Genomic DNA, 15,512 nt, shown 5'->3' on the forward strand with positions numbered 1-15,512 from the left:
CGGCCGGGTGGATATCTCCGGGACGAACGAGCCTGCGCTGCAAGCACGGTCGTTGACCAAGAGTTTCGGTGGTGTCCGCGCGGTGACGCAGGTCGGCTTCTCGGTCCCCCGTGGATCCGTGACGGGCTTCCTGGGACCGAACGGTTCCGGCAAGTCGACCACGCTGCGGATGATGCTGGGGCTGGTCCGACCGGACAGTGGCGATGCGTCGGTGGACGGTGTCCCCTACGCACGTCTCACCGACCCCGGGCGCGTGGTCGGCGCGGTGCTCGACGGCGCCGGCGCCCATCCCCGCCGCACCGCCAGGCGACACCTCCGCACCTACACACCCGTCCTGGGAGTGCCTGATTCCCGGGTGGACGAGGTTCTGGCCCTCGTCGGACTGGCCGACGTCGCGGATCGCCGCGTCGGCGACTTCTCGTTGGGAATGCGGCAACGCCTCGCGTTGGCCGGCGCAGTGCTCGGTGATCCACACATCCTCGTGCTGGACGAACCGGCCAACGGTCTCGACCCGGAAGGCATCGCCTGGCTGAGGGAATTCCTTCGTGGATTCGCTCGGTCGGGGCGGACCGTCCTCGTGTCGAGCCACCTCGTGGGAGAGATCGAGCAGATCGTCGACCACGTCGTGATCCTCAGCGCCGGGACCGTGGTGTTCGACGGCAGCCTGGCGGATCTTCGCAGCACGCACCCGGTGCGAGTGCTGGTGTCCTGCTCGAACCCCGCCGCACTCGCACTCGGACTGGCAGCGGCGTCCTTCACCGACGCCACGCTCGGGTACGACGGACGACTCGTGGTCACCGGTGCGAGCGATGACATCGTTCGTGGAGTCGCGGACTCGAGCGGCGTCGCAGTCTTCGGCACCGAGCAGTCCGCCGTCTCCCTCGAGCAGATCTTCCTGTCGATGACTCGGCCGCAATACCCCTCGTCGCCGGCTCTTCCGGGCGTCGTCCCGTCGCACCCGGGAGCGCGAGTATGAGCGTCACGGCCTCGGGCCTTCTCCGATCGGAGATACGCGCGGTCACCTCGCTGCGTACGTGGTGGGCACTGGGACTGGCGCCCGTCGTGATCGGCGCGTTCGCCAGTGCCGTGTACGCGGGCATCGCGTCGTCGGACGCTCTGTCCGACGTCGAGGACGTCGATCGCTTCGCCGCTCTGATCGGCCTGTACGTCACCGTCGGATCCACGGTGCTGTTCGCCGCCGTGTTCGGGGCGGTGCACTCCGCGTCGGATCTACGGCACGGAACCGCGACGACGACGTACCTGGCCGCTCCGCGACGCGGACAGGTCGTGGCCGCGAAGATCCTGGTCAGCGCCGCGGTCGGAGCGGCCTACGCTGTTGTCGCCGTCCTGGTCAGCCTCGCGTCGCTCGCCGTCTTCGGCCGCGGAGCCCTGCCCGTCGACGACGGCCTCGTCGTCGCGATCTGTCTACTCGGTGTCGTCGTGGCCGCTCTGTGGGGTGTCCTCGGATGTGGCCTCGGACTGCTGATGGGATCACCGACATGGGCCGCCGTCGCCATCGTGGCGTGGGTTCCCGTCGGCGAGTTGATCGTCGTCGCCGTCCTCGGCGGAGTGGGTGGTGAAAGCGCTGCATCCGTGCTTCCCGGCGCAGCCACCGTAGGCGTACTGGCCGCGGACCGAGCGGGCGAGAGCGCGTCCGTCCTCCCGTTCTCGGCCGCGGTGATCGTGCTGTTGCTGTGGGCGGCTGCGTTCGCCGCGGCGGGGTGGCTCCGGACCCTGCGCCGAGACCTGACGTGAGCGAGACGCAGCCTCGCGGCTGGATCTCCCGACTGGCCTCCGACTGTTTCGCACATCGCCGTACCGCGGTGGGCGCACTCGCGGTCACCTTCGTGGCGGCGGCGATCGACATCTCGTTCCCGCTGCTGACGCGCGCTGCCGTGGACGATGCGTCCCGCAGCCGGACCGATGCCATCGTCGCCATCGTCGTCGCCATCGCCGGGCTGGCCGTCGTCCGCTTCGCGTGCCAGTTCGGACGTCGACTCCTGGCCGGGGCGCTGTCGATCGACGTGCAGCACGATCTCCGCCAGCGACTGCTCGCGTCACTGCATCGACTCGACGGCACCCGCCAGGACGAGATCAAGGTGGGGCAGGTGGTGTCCCGATCGATCACCGACCTGCAGTTGCTGCAGGGCCTGCTGGCAATGGTCCCGCTGTCCGCGGGCGCGCTGCTCCAGTTCCTGCTTGCACTCGGCGTGATGGCCTACCTGTCGCCGCTCCTGACGGTGGTCGCGCTGGCTGTCGTCCCTGCCATAGCCGTTCTCGTGGTCCGCCGACGGCCGATGCTCTACGCCGCGACATGGTCGGCTCAGCAGCGCGCCGCGGAACTCGCGGGACACGTCGAGGAAACCGTCACGGGCGTCCGCGTGGTCAAGGGATTCGGGCAGGAGACGCGCGCAGTCGACACTCTCGAAACCATTGGTCGACGCCTCTACGCCGAACGCCTGCGGGCAGCGGTGGTGAACTCCCGGTTCGCGCCGGGCATGGCCGCCCTCCCCCAGCTGGGACTGGTCGGCATCGTCGCGCTGGGCGGATGGCTCGCGTTGAACGGGTCCATCACCATCGGCACGTTCCTCGCCTTCGCCAGTTACGTAGCCACCATGGCGGCGGTCGCCCGCACCCTCACCTCCGTGGTGGTCATGGCCCAGTTGTCCCGCGCAGCCGTGGAACGCGTCTACGGCGTCATCGACACCACGCCCGTCCACGACGAGCCCGCGCACCCGGTCGCCGTTCCCGACGGTCCCCTGGGTCTGCGCCTGCAGGGAGTGCGCTTCGGCTTCGACCCCGATCAGCCGGTGCTGGACGGGCTGGATCTGACGGTGGAGCCGGGTGAGACCGTCGCCCTCGTCGGGCCGTCGGGCAGCGGTAAGTCGACTCTGTCGATGTTGCTCCCCCGCTTCTACCGCCCCTCCGACGGCAGCATCGAGCTGGTCTCGGCGCACGGGAGCGTCGACATCGCCGATGTGTCCGCCGACGACCTCCGCGCCGCGGTCGGCGTCGCCTTCGACGAGCCGTTCCTGTTCTCGAGCAGCGTCGCCGACAACATCGCACTGGGCGCGCAAGGTGCCACGGACGACGCCGTCCGGGACGCGGCCGTCCGCGCCCACGCCGACGAGTTCGTCTCGCAGTTGTCCGACGGCTACGCCACCACAGTCGGTGAGCGCGGCCTGACGCTCTCGGGTGGTCAACGCCAGCGCATCGCTCTCGCGCGGGTGCTGCTGGCGTCACCGCGCATCCTGGTTCTCGACGACGCCACCTCCGCAGTGGACGCCCGCACCGAGGCATCCATCTTCGACCAGCTCCGATCGGGCCCCCGCGTCACCACGGTGATCCTGGCGCACCGCCGCTCGACCCTGTCGTTGGCAGATCGCGTCGCCGTGCTGGACGCGGGCCGCATCGTCGACATCGGCACCGAGGCGGAGCTCGATCAGCGGTGCGCGCTGTTCCGCGAGTTGATGTCCGGTGCCGCCACCGAGGCGGCTGCGCCGGACGGTTCTCCGGAGCCGTCGGTGTGGCCGGACGACGGTGAGAACACCACCTTCGACTCGACCCCGGCCAGAAGCTCCGAGGTGGACGGTGCGGGCGGCGGCGGTCCGCCCGGGCCGGGCGGCCACATGGCGTCGTCGCTCGGTGGTTCGACACCGACCGAGGCCATGTACGACATGCTCGATCGGCTCGACCCCGCCGACGAGGATCCCGGAGTGGACACCGCAGTTTCACGACGCGACGAGTCCACGTTCACCTTGCGGCGCACGCTCGCGCCCGTCGCGGGACTTCTCGCTGCCGTGATGGTGTGTCTGGCGTTCGATTCACTGGTCACTATCGCGTTCCCGTCGATCGTGCGGTTCGCCGTCGACCACGGCGTGGCCGAGCGCTCGACCGCAGTGCTCGCCCTGGTCTCCGGTGTCGCGCTCGCCCTCGTGATCGCGGACTGGATCGTCGTCAAGGTGATGACGGTCATCACCGCGCGAGCCGGCGAGCGCGTCCTCTTCGGACTTCGTGTCCGCAGTTACGCACACCTGCAGCGACTGGGCCTCGACTACTACGAGCGGGAACTGTCCGGCCGCATCATGACGCGAATGACGACGGACGTGGACGCCCTGTCCGCGTTCATGCAGACCGGACTGTCGACGGCGGTGGTGAGCCTGCTGACCATCGTCGGCGTCTCGCTGGCGTTGATCCTGACCGACAGCGTCCTCGCGGCCGTCGCGTTGTCCGTCGTGCCGGTGCTCGTCGTCGCCACGCTGGTGTTCCGCAGGATCTCCTCCCGCGCCTACTCGCAGTCGCGTGAACGCATCTCCGCGGTGAACGCCGACTTCCAGGAGAACGTCACCGGGCTCCGCGTATCGCAGGCGTACCGCCACGAGGCCGTGGCCGCAGAGGCATTCCTGGTGAAGTCGAACGCCTACCGACGCAGTCGCATGCGATCCCAGCGCGCCATCTCGGTCTTCTTCCCGTTCATCGCGTTCCTGTCGGATCTGGCCCTCGCCGCCGTGGTCTTCGCGGGTGCCTACCGTGTCGCGGACGGGCAGACGTCCGCAGGTGCGCTGGTCGCGTTCGTGCTGTACCTCGGATTGCTGTTCGGACCGATCCAGCAGTTGTCGCAGGTGTTCGACGGTTACCAGCAGGCATCGGTGGGACTCACGCGTATCGGTGATCTGCTCGCCACCCGCAGTTCGATCGAGAACGGCGAGAGCGACGCACAGGTCGCGGTGCCCGCGAGACTGCGCGGCGACATCCAACTCGACGATGTGACGTTCCGGTATTCCGGAGCGGGGCGTGACGCACTGACCTCGGTCGACCTGCACGTACCGGCAGGCACGACCCTGGCACTCGTCGGTCGTACCGGGGCCGGGAAGTCCACCATCGTCAAACTCATCGCGCGTTTCTACGATCCGACCACCGGCGACGTCCGGGTCGATGACGCGTCGCTGCGGTCCTACCCATTGGGCGACTACCGACGCCGGCTCGGCGTCGTTCCGCAGGAAGCGCACCTGTTCAGCGGGACGATCGCGTCGAACATCGCCTTCGGTCGACCCGATGCGACGCGTGCGGACATCGAGAACGCGGCACGAGCTGTCGGCGCACTCCCCGCGATCGCTGCACTACCGCGCGGCATGGCGACGCCGGTCGGCGAGCGCGGCCGCGGTCTGTCCGCCGGCACCCGACAACTCATCGCGTTGGCCCGAGCCGAGCTCGTCGATCCCGACATCCTGTTGCTGGACGAGGCGACGGCGACGCTCGACCCGGCAACCGAACGGGCCGTCCTCGACGCCGGTCGCACCGTGACCGGGGGACGGACGTCGGTGATCGTGGCTCACCGTCTGGCCACCGCGGCGCGCGCGGATTCGGTCGTCGTGGTCGACGGCGGACGCATCGTCGAGAGAGGAACCCACGAGCAGTTGGTGACATCCGACGGTTTCTATGCCGAACTATGGGCATCCACCGAAGGACGCACCAGCAGTACACCGAGTGATGTGGCTCACCCGAGCCCCGATGGTTCGAGTTCGCCACGTCGCGGTGAGGCCAGTCACAAGGGCGACGCGGCCACGCGGCCGCCCGGCGGAAGGTCTAACCTTGACGGTGCCGTGCGCTGAGCGAGAAACAAGAAGGAAACGAGGCGAACACCTGCCGTGAGCAGCAGCTCTACAACACAGTTCGGACAAAATCAGTGGTTGGTCGACGAAATGTACCAGCGCTTCAAGACCGACCCGTCGTCGGTCGACGAGAGCTGGCACGAGTTCCTCGCTGACTACACCCCCGAACAGAACGGTGGCGGCGATCCCGCGACCGACAGTGAGTCCACCTCTGCCACACCGCAAGCCGAGCCTGCACCCAAGGCCGACAAGCCGGCGAGCAAGCCCGCCCCGAAGGCAGAGAACACGCCGAAGGCGGAACCCGCCCCCGCTCCCAAGGCAGAGAGCAAGCCCGTGACGAAGCCCGCTCCGAAGGTCGCCCCTGCGAAATCGACGGCAGCCGCCGGCCCTGCGGACAAGAAGTCCGCGGCAGTGCCGCCGCCGAAGCCGGAGTCGGACGGCCCCGAGGAAGACACGTCGAAGGTGCTCCGTGGAGCTGCTGCGGCCGTCGCCAAGAACATGGCCGCGTCGTTGCAGATCCCGACGGCCACCAGTGTTCGCGCGATCCCCGCCAAACTGATGATCGACAACCGTCTGGTCATCAACAACCACCTGGCGCGCACACGCGGCGGCAAGATCTCCTTCACCCACCTGCTCGGGTACGCCATCGTCCAGGCCGTGAAGTCGTTCCCCAACATGAACCGGCACTTCGCGGAGATCGACGGCAAACCCAACGCGATCACCCCGGCGCACACCAACCTCGGCCTCGCCATCGACTTGCCGGGCAAGGACGGGTCACGCTCGCTCGTCGTCGCCGCGATCAAGGGCTGCGAGAACTTCACGTTCAACCAGTTCCACACCGCGTACGAGGACGTCGTGCGCCGTGCCCGCGACGGCAAGCTCACGGCAGCCGACTTCAGCGGCGTCACCATCTCGCTCACCAACCCCGGCACCATCGGCACCGTGCACTCGGTTCCCCGCCTGATGAACGGGCAGGGCACCATCATCGGCGCCGGCGCCATGGAGTACCCGGCCGAGTTCCAGGGCTCGAGCGAAGAGCGCATCGCCGAGATGGGCGTCGGCAAGCTCATGACGCTGACCTCGACGTACGACCACCGCCTCATCCAGGGTGCGGAGTCGGGCGACTTCCTGCGCACGATCCACAACCTGCTGATCAGCGACGAGTTCTACGACCAGATCTTCCATGGTCTGGCCATCCCGTACGAGCCCATCCGCTGGCGTCGGGACCTGCCGACCGGAACCGTCGACAAGAACACGCGAGTGCTCGAGCTCATCGCGGCGTACCGCAACCGCGGCCACCTCATGGCCGACACCGATCCGTTGATGTTCACCAAGGACAAGTTCCGGATGCACCCGGACCTCGACGTGATCAGCCACGATCTGACCCTGTGGGACCTCGACCGCGAGTTCAAGGTCGGCGGCTTCCACGGCGAAGACAAGATGAAGCTGCGCGACGTGCTGAGCGTGCTGCGCGACTCGTACTGCCGGCACGCGGCCATCGAGTACACGCACATCCTCGAAACCGACCAGGTGGCGTGGCTCCAGGAGCGCGTCGAGGCCAAGCACGTCAAGCCGACGGTCGCTCAGCAGAAGTACATCCTGAGCAAGCTGAACGCTGCCGAGGCCTTCGAGACGTTCCTGCAGACGAAGTACGTCGGACAGAAGCGTTTCTCGCTCGAGGGTGCGGAGTCGGTCATCCCGATGATGGACTCGGTCATCGACCAGTCCGCCGAGCACGCCCTCGACGAGGTCGTCATCGGCATGCCGCACCGCGGCCGCCTGAATGTGCTCGCCAACATCGTCGGCAAGCCGTACTCGAAGATCTTCACCGAGTTCGAGGGCAACATGAACCCGGCCGCGGCACACGGGTCGGGCGACGTGAAGTACCACCTCGGCGCCGAGGGCAACTACATCCAGATGTTCGGCGAGAACGACATCAAGGTCTCGCTCACGGCCAACCCCTCGCACCTCGAGGCGGTGGACCCGGTCCTCGAGGGTCTGGTCCGCGCCAAGCAGGACATGCTGAACAAGGGCGATTCGTCCGACGGCTTCTCCGTCCTGCCGCTGATGCTGCACGGCGACGCGGCCTTCGCGGGACAGGGTGTGGTGGCGGAAACGCTCAACCTCGCGCTGCTACGCGGCTACCGCACCGGCGGCACCGTGCACATCGTCGTCAACAACCAGGTCGGCTTCACCACGGCGCCGGAGCACTCGCGGTCCAGCGAGTACTGCACCGACGTCGCGAAGATGATCGGCGCGCCGATCTTCCACGTGAACGGTGACGACCCGGAGGCGTGCGCCTGGGTGGCTCGACTGGCGGTCGACTTCCGTCAGAAGTTCCACAAGGACGTCGTCATCGACATGATCTGCTACCGCCGTCGCGGCCACAACGAGGGTGACGATCCCTCGATGACGCAGCCGGCCATGTACGACGTGATCGACACCAAGCGCAGCGTCCGCAAGAGCTACACCGAGTCGCTCATCGGTCGTGGCGACATCAGCCTCAAGGAGGCGGAGGACGCTCTCCGCGACTACCAGGGTCAGCTCGAACGCGTCTTCAACGAGGTGCGCGAACTCGAGAAGTACACCCCGGAGCCCAGCGAGTCGGTCGAGCTCGACCAGCAGTTGCCGACCAAGCTCACCACCGCGGTGGACAAGTCGGTCCTGCACCGCATCGGCGACGCGTTCGTCAACGTCCCGGACGGGTTCACCGTGCACCCGCGCGTGCAGCCGGTCCTGGACAAGCGTCGCGAGATGGCCTACGAGGGCAAGGTCGACTGGGCGTTCGGCGAGCTGCTGGCTCTCGGCACGCTCATCGACGAGGGCAAGCTCGTGCGCATGTCGGGTCAGGACACCCGCCGCGGCACGTTCACGCAGCGCCACTCGGTCATCATCGACCGCAAGACCGGCGAGGAGTACACGCCGCTGCACAACCTGGGCAGCGACGATCCGGGCAAGTTCCTGGTGTACGACTCCGCGCTGAGCGAGTACGCGGCGGTCGGCTTCGAGTACGGCTACTCCGTGGGCAACCCGGACGCGCTCGTGCTGTGGGAAGCGCAGTTCGGTGACTTCGTCAACGGCGCGCAGTCGATCATCGACGAGTTCATCTCGTCCGGTGAGGCCAAGTGGGGCCAGCTGTCCGACGTCGTGCTGCTGCTGCCGCACGGCCACGAGGGCCAGGGTCCGGACCACACGTCCGGTCGCATCGAGCGGTTCCTCCAGCTGTGCGCCGAGGGCTCGATGACGGTTGCCGTGCCGTCGACTCCCGCGAACTACTTCCACCTGCTGCGCCGTCACGCCCGTGACGGCATCCAGCGGCCCCTGGTCGTGTTCACGCCGAAGTCGATGCTGCGCAACAAGGCTGCGGTCAGCAACATCGAGGACTTCACCGACGGCAAGTTCCACTCGGTGTTCGACGAGCCGACCTACGACACCGGTGACGGCGATCGCAAGAAGGTCGAGCGGGTGCTGATGGTGAGCGGCAAGCTCTACTACGAGCTTCTCGCCTACAAGCAGAAGAACTCGCGCGACGACGTCGCCATCGTGCGCGTAGAGCAGCTCTACCCGATCCCGAACCGTCGGATCGCGGAGACGCTGGACGGCTACCCCAATGCCACCGAGTACCGGTGGGTCCAGGAGGAGCCGGCCAACCAGGGTGCGTGGCCGACGTTCGGCCTCGCGTTCCCCGAGCTCCTTCCCGAGCGTCTGTCCGGCATCAAGCGCGTGTCACGACGCCCGATGTCCGCACCGTCCTCGGGTTCGAGCAAGGTCCACGCGGTCGAGCAGGCGGAGATCATCGACACCGCCTTCAACGGCAAGTAGACACACCGAACACGAACCGGGCCGCACCTCGAAGGAGGTGCGGCCCGGTTGTCGTTGTGCCGCCCGATATTTCAGGCCGAGGCTGTCAGGCGCTCGGCGCCTCCGGCAACGTGACGACCTGTCCGGCGAAGGACAGACCCGCACCGAATCCGAGCAACAGGGCGGTGTCGCCCTTCTTCGCCTTGCCGGTGCGGAGGACTTCCTCCACCGCGAGCGGGATCGACGCGGCGGAGGTGTTGCCCGCCTCGGCGATGTCGTGAGCCACCGGGATGTCCTCGGCGAGTTCGAGGCTCTTCGCCAGGAGGTCCGTGATGCGCGAATTGGCCTGGTGCGGAACGAAGACGTCCAGTTCCGATGCCTTCACGCCGGCCTTGTCCAGCGCTTCACGGGCGACCTTCGCCATCTCGAACGCAGCCCAGCGGAACACCGCGATGCCCGTCATGGCTATCCACGGACGGTCGGCGTTGGGGTCTTCCTTCAGATCGGCGAAGTACTGCAGCCAATCTTTGTCCTGCTTGATGGCGTCGGACTGCGATCCGTCCGATCCCCACACCACGGGTCCGATGCCGGGCTCGTCCGTGAGGCCGACGACCATGGCGCCCGCGCCGTCACCGAAGATCATGCGGGTTCCGCGGTCGTCCGGGCGTGTCGTGACGGACAGGTGCTCGGTTCCGATGACCAGCACCTTGTCCGACGTCCCCGCCCGGACCATGTCGGAGGCGAGCGCGAGGCCGTAGCAGAATCCGGCGCAGCCCGCTCCCAGGTCGAAGGCGCCGGGACCGCCGGTACCCAACGCGTCGGCGATGATCGACGCCGCGGGGGGCGTCAGCAGAAGGTGGGTCGACGTCGCGATGATGACGCACCCGATCTCCTCGGCGCTGATGCCCGAGTTCTCCAGAGCGCGCCGACCTGCCTCGATGGACATCGAGACGACGTTCTCGTTCTCCCCTGCGAAGCGACGCGACTCGATGCCGGTGCGGGTACGGATCCACTCGTCACTCGAGTCGATCGTCTTGCAGATCTCCTCGTTGGTCACCACTCGCTCGGGCCGGTACGCGCCGATCCCCAGGATTCCTGAGTGCCGCGTCTCGGTCGGAATAGTGATCTGCGCGCCCATCGAAGGCCGTCCTCTCATGCCGCTGTCCGCGCGAAGCGCGGGTGTCGTGGCCTACGTTACTGCGCTGGAACGGGCCGCGGACAACTCCGTCGCCCCGTCGGGACCGAGGGCTACGGCGGGCAACGCGTGAACCAGGAGCTCGATCAGCTCGTCCCGATCGAGGTCCTCTCGGCTCAACCAGGTGATGGTGACCTCCTCGCAGAACGCCACCCACCCGCGGATGGCGAGCTCGATCCGAGGAGTCGTCTCGATGCCCAGGAGCGGGAGTTGACCCACCGTTCGTTCGACCATGACGTCGCGGGTGCGCTCGAACACCGCCCTCATGTCCGGGTCCCCACTCGCGGTGCCGCGGAGCAGCGACACGTAGGTCGATCGGTGTGCGGTGACGTAGTCGACGTACGACGTGAGCGCGACCGCCAGCGTCGTGAGCGGGTCCAGACCCTCCGGCGGCTCGGTCGACGCGAGCATCTCTCTACTGGTGTGATCGACGATCGCGACGTGGAAGTCGTGCTTGGAGGTGAAGTAGTGGAAGAGCAGACCGCGGGAGACGCCGGCCTGGTCGGCGATGTCCTCGACCGAGATGGCGTCGAGTGTGCGCTCGGAGAGCATCTCCACACCCAGCTCGATGAGCTGGGCCCGCCGTTGCTCGGGGTTGAGCCGCGTTCGCTTCACGCTGTCCATTCACTCATCTTACTGAACAACGGTCAACAACTGTTGACTCACACTCAGTAAGCCCTTATTCTCATTTCATGAGTCTTCCAGTAACAGACACCGGGACTGCTGCACGGTACGTCGACACGATCATCATCGGCAGTGGTTTCGCCGGGCTGGGCGCGGCGATCAAGCTGACGCAGCAGGGCAGCACCGACTTCCTCGTCCTCGAGCGCGGCAGCGACGTCGGCGGCACCTGGCGCGACAACACCTATCCCGGCGCGGCGTGCGACGTGCCGTCGCACCTGTACTCCTACTCGTTCGCCCTGAACCCCGACTGGACCCGGTCCTTCTCGCGGCAGGCCGAGATCCAGAAGTACATCGAGGGTGTCGCACGGCAGTACCGCGTGTACGACCGTCACGTCTTCGACTGCCATGTCGAGTCCGCCCGCTGGAACACCACCACCTCGCAGTGGGACATCGCGACCACCAAGGGCAACTTCACGGCCAAGAAGGTCGTGTCCGCCGTCGGCGCACTGTGCGAGCCCAATCTGCCCGACATCGCGGGCATCGGCGAATTCCAGGGCGAGATCTTCCACTCCGCCCGCTGGAACCACGACGCGAGTCTCGACGGCAAGCGCGTCGCCGTCATCGGCACGGGCGCCTCCGCGATCCAGATCGTCCCGGCCATCGCGTCGACGGTGAAGCATCTCGATGTCTATCAGCGCACGGCCCCGTGGGTCCTGCCGCGATTCGACCGCGAGTACACGCGGCTCGAGAAGTTCGCGTTCAAGCACGTTCCGGGGTACCAGAAGCTCTCCCGCACCGGCATCTACGCGGCCCGTGAGACGCAGGTCGTCGGCCTGACCAGGGTGCCCAAGCTCATGAAGGCCTTCGAGTTCATCGCACGCCGTCAGATCGCCAAGGGCATCCGCAATCCCGAGCTGCGCAAGAAGGTCACGCCGAACTTCCGGATCGGCTGCAAGCGCATGCTGATCTCGAACAACTACTACCCGGCACTCGACCGACCCAACGTCGACCTGGTGACCGACGGAATCCGGGAGATCCGCGCGAACTCCATCGTGACCGTCGACGGTACGGAGCGTCCCATCGACGCACTCGTGGTCGCCACCGGCTTCCATGTCACCGACTCCCCCACGTTCGCCGGCATCATCGGCAAGGACGGGCGCTCCTTGGCCGACGTCTTCGACGAGCGCGGTCAGCAGGGATACAAGGGCGCGACCGTGGCCGGATTCCCCAACCTGTTCTTCCTGGTCGGCCCCAACACCGGCCTCGGACACACCTCCATGGTGTTCATGATCGAGTCGCAGCTCAATTACGTCATCGACGCACTCAACACGATCGACAAGCACGATCTCGGTGTCGTGGAGGTGCGCCGCGACGTCCAGGACCGGTTCAACGCCGACCTCCAGGCCAAGTTGGGCAAGACGGTGTGGCTCAACGGTGGCTGCGCCAGCTGGTACCTCGACAAGCACGGCAACAACACCACCCTGTGGCCGGACTTCACCTTCGAGTTCCGCCGGATCACCCGCAACTTCGATCTCGACGCCTACGATTCCGTGTCGGCAGGGTCCACGTCCCGCCCGGTGGCGGCCGTGGACGGTTCCCCGACTGCGGGCACGACCGAGAACGACGACGAGAAAGTGATCTCACGATGAGCGAATTCCGAGGCCGCGTCGCCGTGGTGACCGGAGCCGGGTCCGGGATCGGCCGCGCGTTGGCCCTCGAGCTCGCCGCACGGGGAGCGCGTCTCGCCCTGTCCGACGTCGACTCGGTCGGCCTCGCCGCCACCGTCGCCGCGGTGACCGAGCGGGGGGCGGACGTGCGCAGCGACCACCTCGACGTCAGTGAGCGTGGCAGCGTCATGGACTACGCGGACACCGTTCGTCAGCACTTCGGTGTGGTGAACCAGGTCTACAACAACGCGGGCATCGCGTTTCACGGTGATGTGGAGAAGTCCGAGTTCAAGGACTTCGAACGTGTCATCGACGTCGACTTCTGGGGAGTGGTCAACGGCACGAAAGCGTTCCTGCCGCACCTGATCGAGTCCGGTGACGGCCACGTCGTCAACGTCTCCAGCCTCTTCGGCCTGCTGTCCATTCCGTCCCAGTCCGCCTACAACGCAGCCAAGTTCGCGGTGCGTGGTTTCACCGAGGCGCTCCGCCAGGAGATGCTGATCGCGCGGCACCCGGTGCGCGTGACGTGTGTGCACCCCGGCGGCATCAAGACCGCGATCGCCCGTAACGCGACGGTCGCGGAGGGTCAGGACCAGAAGTCGGTGGCGGAGTTCTTCGACCGCCGTCTGGCCAAGACCACGCCCGAGCAGGCCGCCCTGGTCATCCTGAAAGGCGTCGAGAAGAACAAGGCGCGCGTGTTGATCGGCAACGATGCCCGCGCACTCGACGCTCTCGCACGAATCACGGGATCGCGCTACCAGGACATCATCGTCAAACTGTCCTCGCGCGTCCTGCCTCGGCCGGCAGCGTAGGAACAGGCCGATATGCGCCCCACGGTCCTCCCCCTCGGTGTGGTGTCACGGGCGTTGAAGCCCGTCTTCCGCATCGCGCTCAACCCGCGCGTGCCTGTCCCCGCGCAACGGTTCCTGCTCGAAGCGTCCGCGCGATCGCTCCCTCTCTGGGAGGGGACGGTCGTGCGGAGCGAGCAGATGGCCGGTGTGCCGGTGGAACGAGTCACCGTGGGGGCCACCGAGAGACGCACCGCCGTCATGTACCTGCACGGCGGTGCGTACACGGTGGGCTCACCGCTGACTCACCGCGTCGTCACGTCGTCCATCGCCCGCGACTCGGGTGCGGTCGTCGTGGCGCCGCACTATCGGTTGGCGCCCGAGCACCCGTGTCCCGCGGCACTCGACGACGCTCTCGCCGTCTTCGACGCCCTGGTCGCCGATCACGGCTTCACTCCGGATCGCATTGCGGTGGTCGGTGATTCGGCCGGCGGCGGCCTGGCTGCGGCGACGACACAGGCGCTGGTGGACCGCGGCACTCCCCCGTCGTCCCTCGCCATGATCTCCCCGTGGGCGGATCCGAACGACCAGGACTTCCCCGCGCCACGGGACTTCCTCCTCGATGCCCGGTGGTTGCGGAACTCGGCCCGCCAGTATCTCGGCGACGGAGACCCGACCGATCCCCGCTACGCGCCGATGCGAGGAACCCTGACCGGTTTCCCGGCCACTCTCGTCCAGGTGTCGGCCGGAGAGATCCTGCGTCCTCAGATCCTGCGGTTCGTGGACGCGCTGACCACCGCCGGCGTCGACGTTCGGTGCACGGAGTTGCAGGATCTGTGGCACGTGGCCCACCTGCAGGCGACTCTGCTGGCGGAAGCCGATGCCGCGGTCCGGGAGATCGGAACGTTCGTCCGCGAACGCTTCTCTGCCTGATCGGACAAAAGAACCGGTCAGAAGGACTGCTCGCCCAGCCAGTTCCGGGCGATCGCCGACGGATCCTCGCCCGCGCGTACACGTTCCACCATCCGGGCGAGGTCCGCCGTGGTCAGTTCCCCGGCGATCACCTGCAACCGGCGTGCGGACTCGTCGTCGACGGAGCCCTTACGGAACAACGGCACCACGTTCTCCGCGACGAAGCCGTCACGGTCGTCGGCGAGCACAACATCGGTCGACTGCGGATCGGACGGCCGGTCGGTCGCATCGCGCACCGTGACGGCCGGGGCACCGTCGGATGCCGCGAGCCGACAGTCGTACACCTCGTCCAACACGGCGCGGATGTCAGTGTCGTCCACCGCGGGATCGATGTCTGCGGAGAGCGTCTCGCACTCGGGCGCCAGCGCAGAGACGGTCGCCTCCTCGAGCGTCGCACCGACGGCTGACGGAACGGACACGGTCGGCCCGTTCCCGGCCAGTCCCTGGTCGCCGACGGACAACCATTCCGGCAGTGCACGAGCCAGTGCCGCGTAGACATCGTCCGCATCACGCGCGTCGGACGACGGATCCAGTTGCCGCACCAGCGATCCCGTGAAACCCGGCAGCATCGAGAGCGACGCGTCGTCGAGTCCGGTCAGTGCCGCAGCCGTGTCGTCCACCGACATCACCGACGCAGCCATGCCGTCACGGGTCAACGCCCCGGCATAGATGTGGGCCAGGACGCTCTGGACCGGGGTTCCCGTGTCCGCGACCACCAGGGCGTCGACGGTGGCTCTCGACTCGTCCACCGAGGCCGACGAGCAACCGGCCGAGAGCACCAGCGACACCAGCACCGCGGCGACCTTCGATCCACGCACGTCCGCAGCCCGGCCCTTCTCTCGTCGTCGCCCGT

At 67.4% G+C, this 15,512-nt stretch carries 10 protein-coding genes; 7 read left to right on the forward strand and 3 right to left on the reverse strand.

Going from position 1 to position 15,512, the window contains the following annotated elements; translation table 11 throughout:
- Positions 1-52: 52 nt before the first annotated feature.
- Genes AC0IX4_RS18215 through AC0IX4_RS18230 form a run of 4 tightly spaced genes read left to right on the forward strand, consistent with a single transcriptional unit; the run spans position 53 to position 9,434 of the window.
- Positions 53-976 carry an ABC transporter ATP-binding protein gene (locus AC0IX4_RS18215; RefSeq protein ID WP_235579459.1) on the forward strand — a complete coding sequence of 308 codons (924 nt, stop codon included), beginning with the start codon at positions 53-55 and terminating at the stop codon, positions 974-976.
- Entirely contained in the window at positions 973-1,755 is a 783-nt protein-coding gene (locus tag AC0IX4_RS18220) for an ABC transporter permease (protein WP_042574683.1), read from the forward strand. The genes AC0IX4_RS18215 and AC0IX4_RS18220 overlap by 4 nt, the downstream gene beginning before the upstream one ends.
- Positions 1,752-5,612, forward strand: coding sequence for an ABC transporter ATP-binding protein (locus AC0IX4_RS18225; protein ID WP_471830280.1), 3,861 nt, complete (start codon positions 1,752-1,754; stop codon positions 5,610-5,612). The genes AC0IX4_RS18220 and AC0IX4_RS18225 overlap by 4 nt, the downstream gene beginning before the upstream one ends.
- A gap of 36 nt (positions 5,613-5,648) precedes the next feature.
- Entirely contained in the window at positions 5,649-9,434 is a 3,786-nt protein-coding gene (locus AC0IX4_RS18230; protein WP_082043053.1) for a multifunctional oxoglutarate decarboxylase/oxoglutarate dehydrogenase thiamine pyrophosphate-binding subunit/dihydrolipoyllysine-residue succinyltransferase subunit, read from the forward strand.
- A gap of 85 nt (positions 9,435-9,519) precedes the next feature.
- Here the strand turns inward: AC0IX4_RS18230 and AC0IX4_RS18235 are convergent, their stop codons facing one another.
- Both AC0IX4_RS18235 and AC0IX4_RS18240 read right to left on the reverse strand, forming a co-directional pair.
- Positions 9,520-10,551, reverse strand: a complete 1,032-nt coding sequence (locus AC0IX4_RS18235; protein ID WP_042574685.1) for a beta-ketoacyl-ACP synthase III — start codon at positions 10,549-10,551, stop codon at positions 9,520-9,522.
- 51 nt (positions 10,552-10,602) lie between these two features.
- Complete coding sequence (locus AC0IX4_RS18240; RefSeq protein WP_042574686.1) at positions 10,603-11,232, reverse strand: TetR/AcrR family transcriptional regulator; 630 nt, start codon at positions 11,230-11,232, stop codon at positions 10,603-10,605.
- 68 nt (positions 11,233-11,300) lie between these two features.
- On the opposite strand from AC0IX4_RS18240, the gene AC0IX4_RS18245 reads away from it, so the two are divergent.
- The 3 genes from AC0IX4_RS18245 to AC0IX4_RS18255 are packed head-to-tail and all read left to right on the forward strand — an operon-like array spanning position 11,301 to position 14,620.
- Complete coding sequence (locus AC0IX4_RS18245) at positions 11,301-12,881, forward strand: flavin-containing monooxygenase (protein ID WP_471830281.1); 1,581 nt, start codon at positions 11,301-11,303, stop codon at positions 12,879-12,881.
- A complete protein-coding gene (locus AC0IX4_RS18250) occupies positions 12,878-13,711 on the forward strand; it encodes an SDR family NAD(P)-dependent oxidoreductase (protein WP_471830283.1) in 834 nt (277 codons plus the stop codon). The genes AC0IX4_RS18245 and AC0IX4_RS18250 overlap by 4 nt, the downstream gene beginning before the upstream one ends.
- 12 nt (positions 13,712-13,723) lie before the next feature.
- A complete protein-coding gene (locus AC0IX4_RS18255) occupies positions 13,724-14,620 on the forward strand; it encodes an alpha/beta hydrolase (protein ID WP_471830285.1) in 897 nt (298 codons plus the stop codon).
- 17 nt (positions 14,621-14,637) lie between these two features.
- Here the strand turns inward: AC0IX4_RS18255 and AC0IX4_RS18260 are convergent, their stop codons facing one another.
- A complete protein-coding gene (locus AC0IX4_RS18260; RefSeq protein ID WP_471830286.1) occupies positions 14,638-15,477 on the reverse strand; it encodes a glycine betaine ABC transporter substrate-binding protein in 840 nt (279 codons plus the stop codon).
- Positions 15,478-15,512: the final 35 nt, after the last annotated feature.

This window comes from Rhodococcus sp. AC861 (assembly GCF_979256035.1).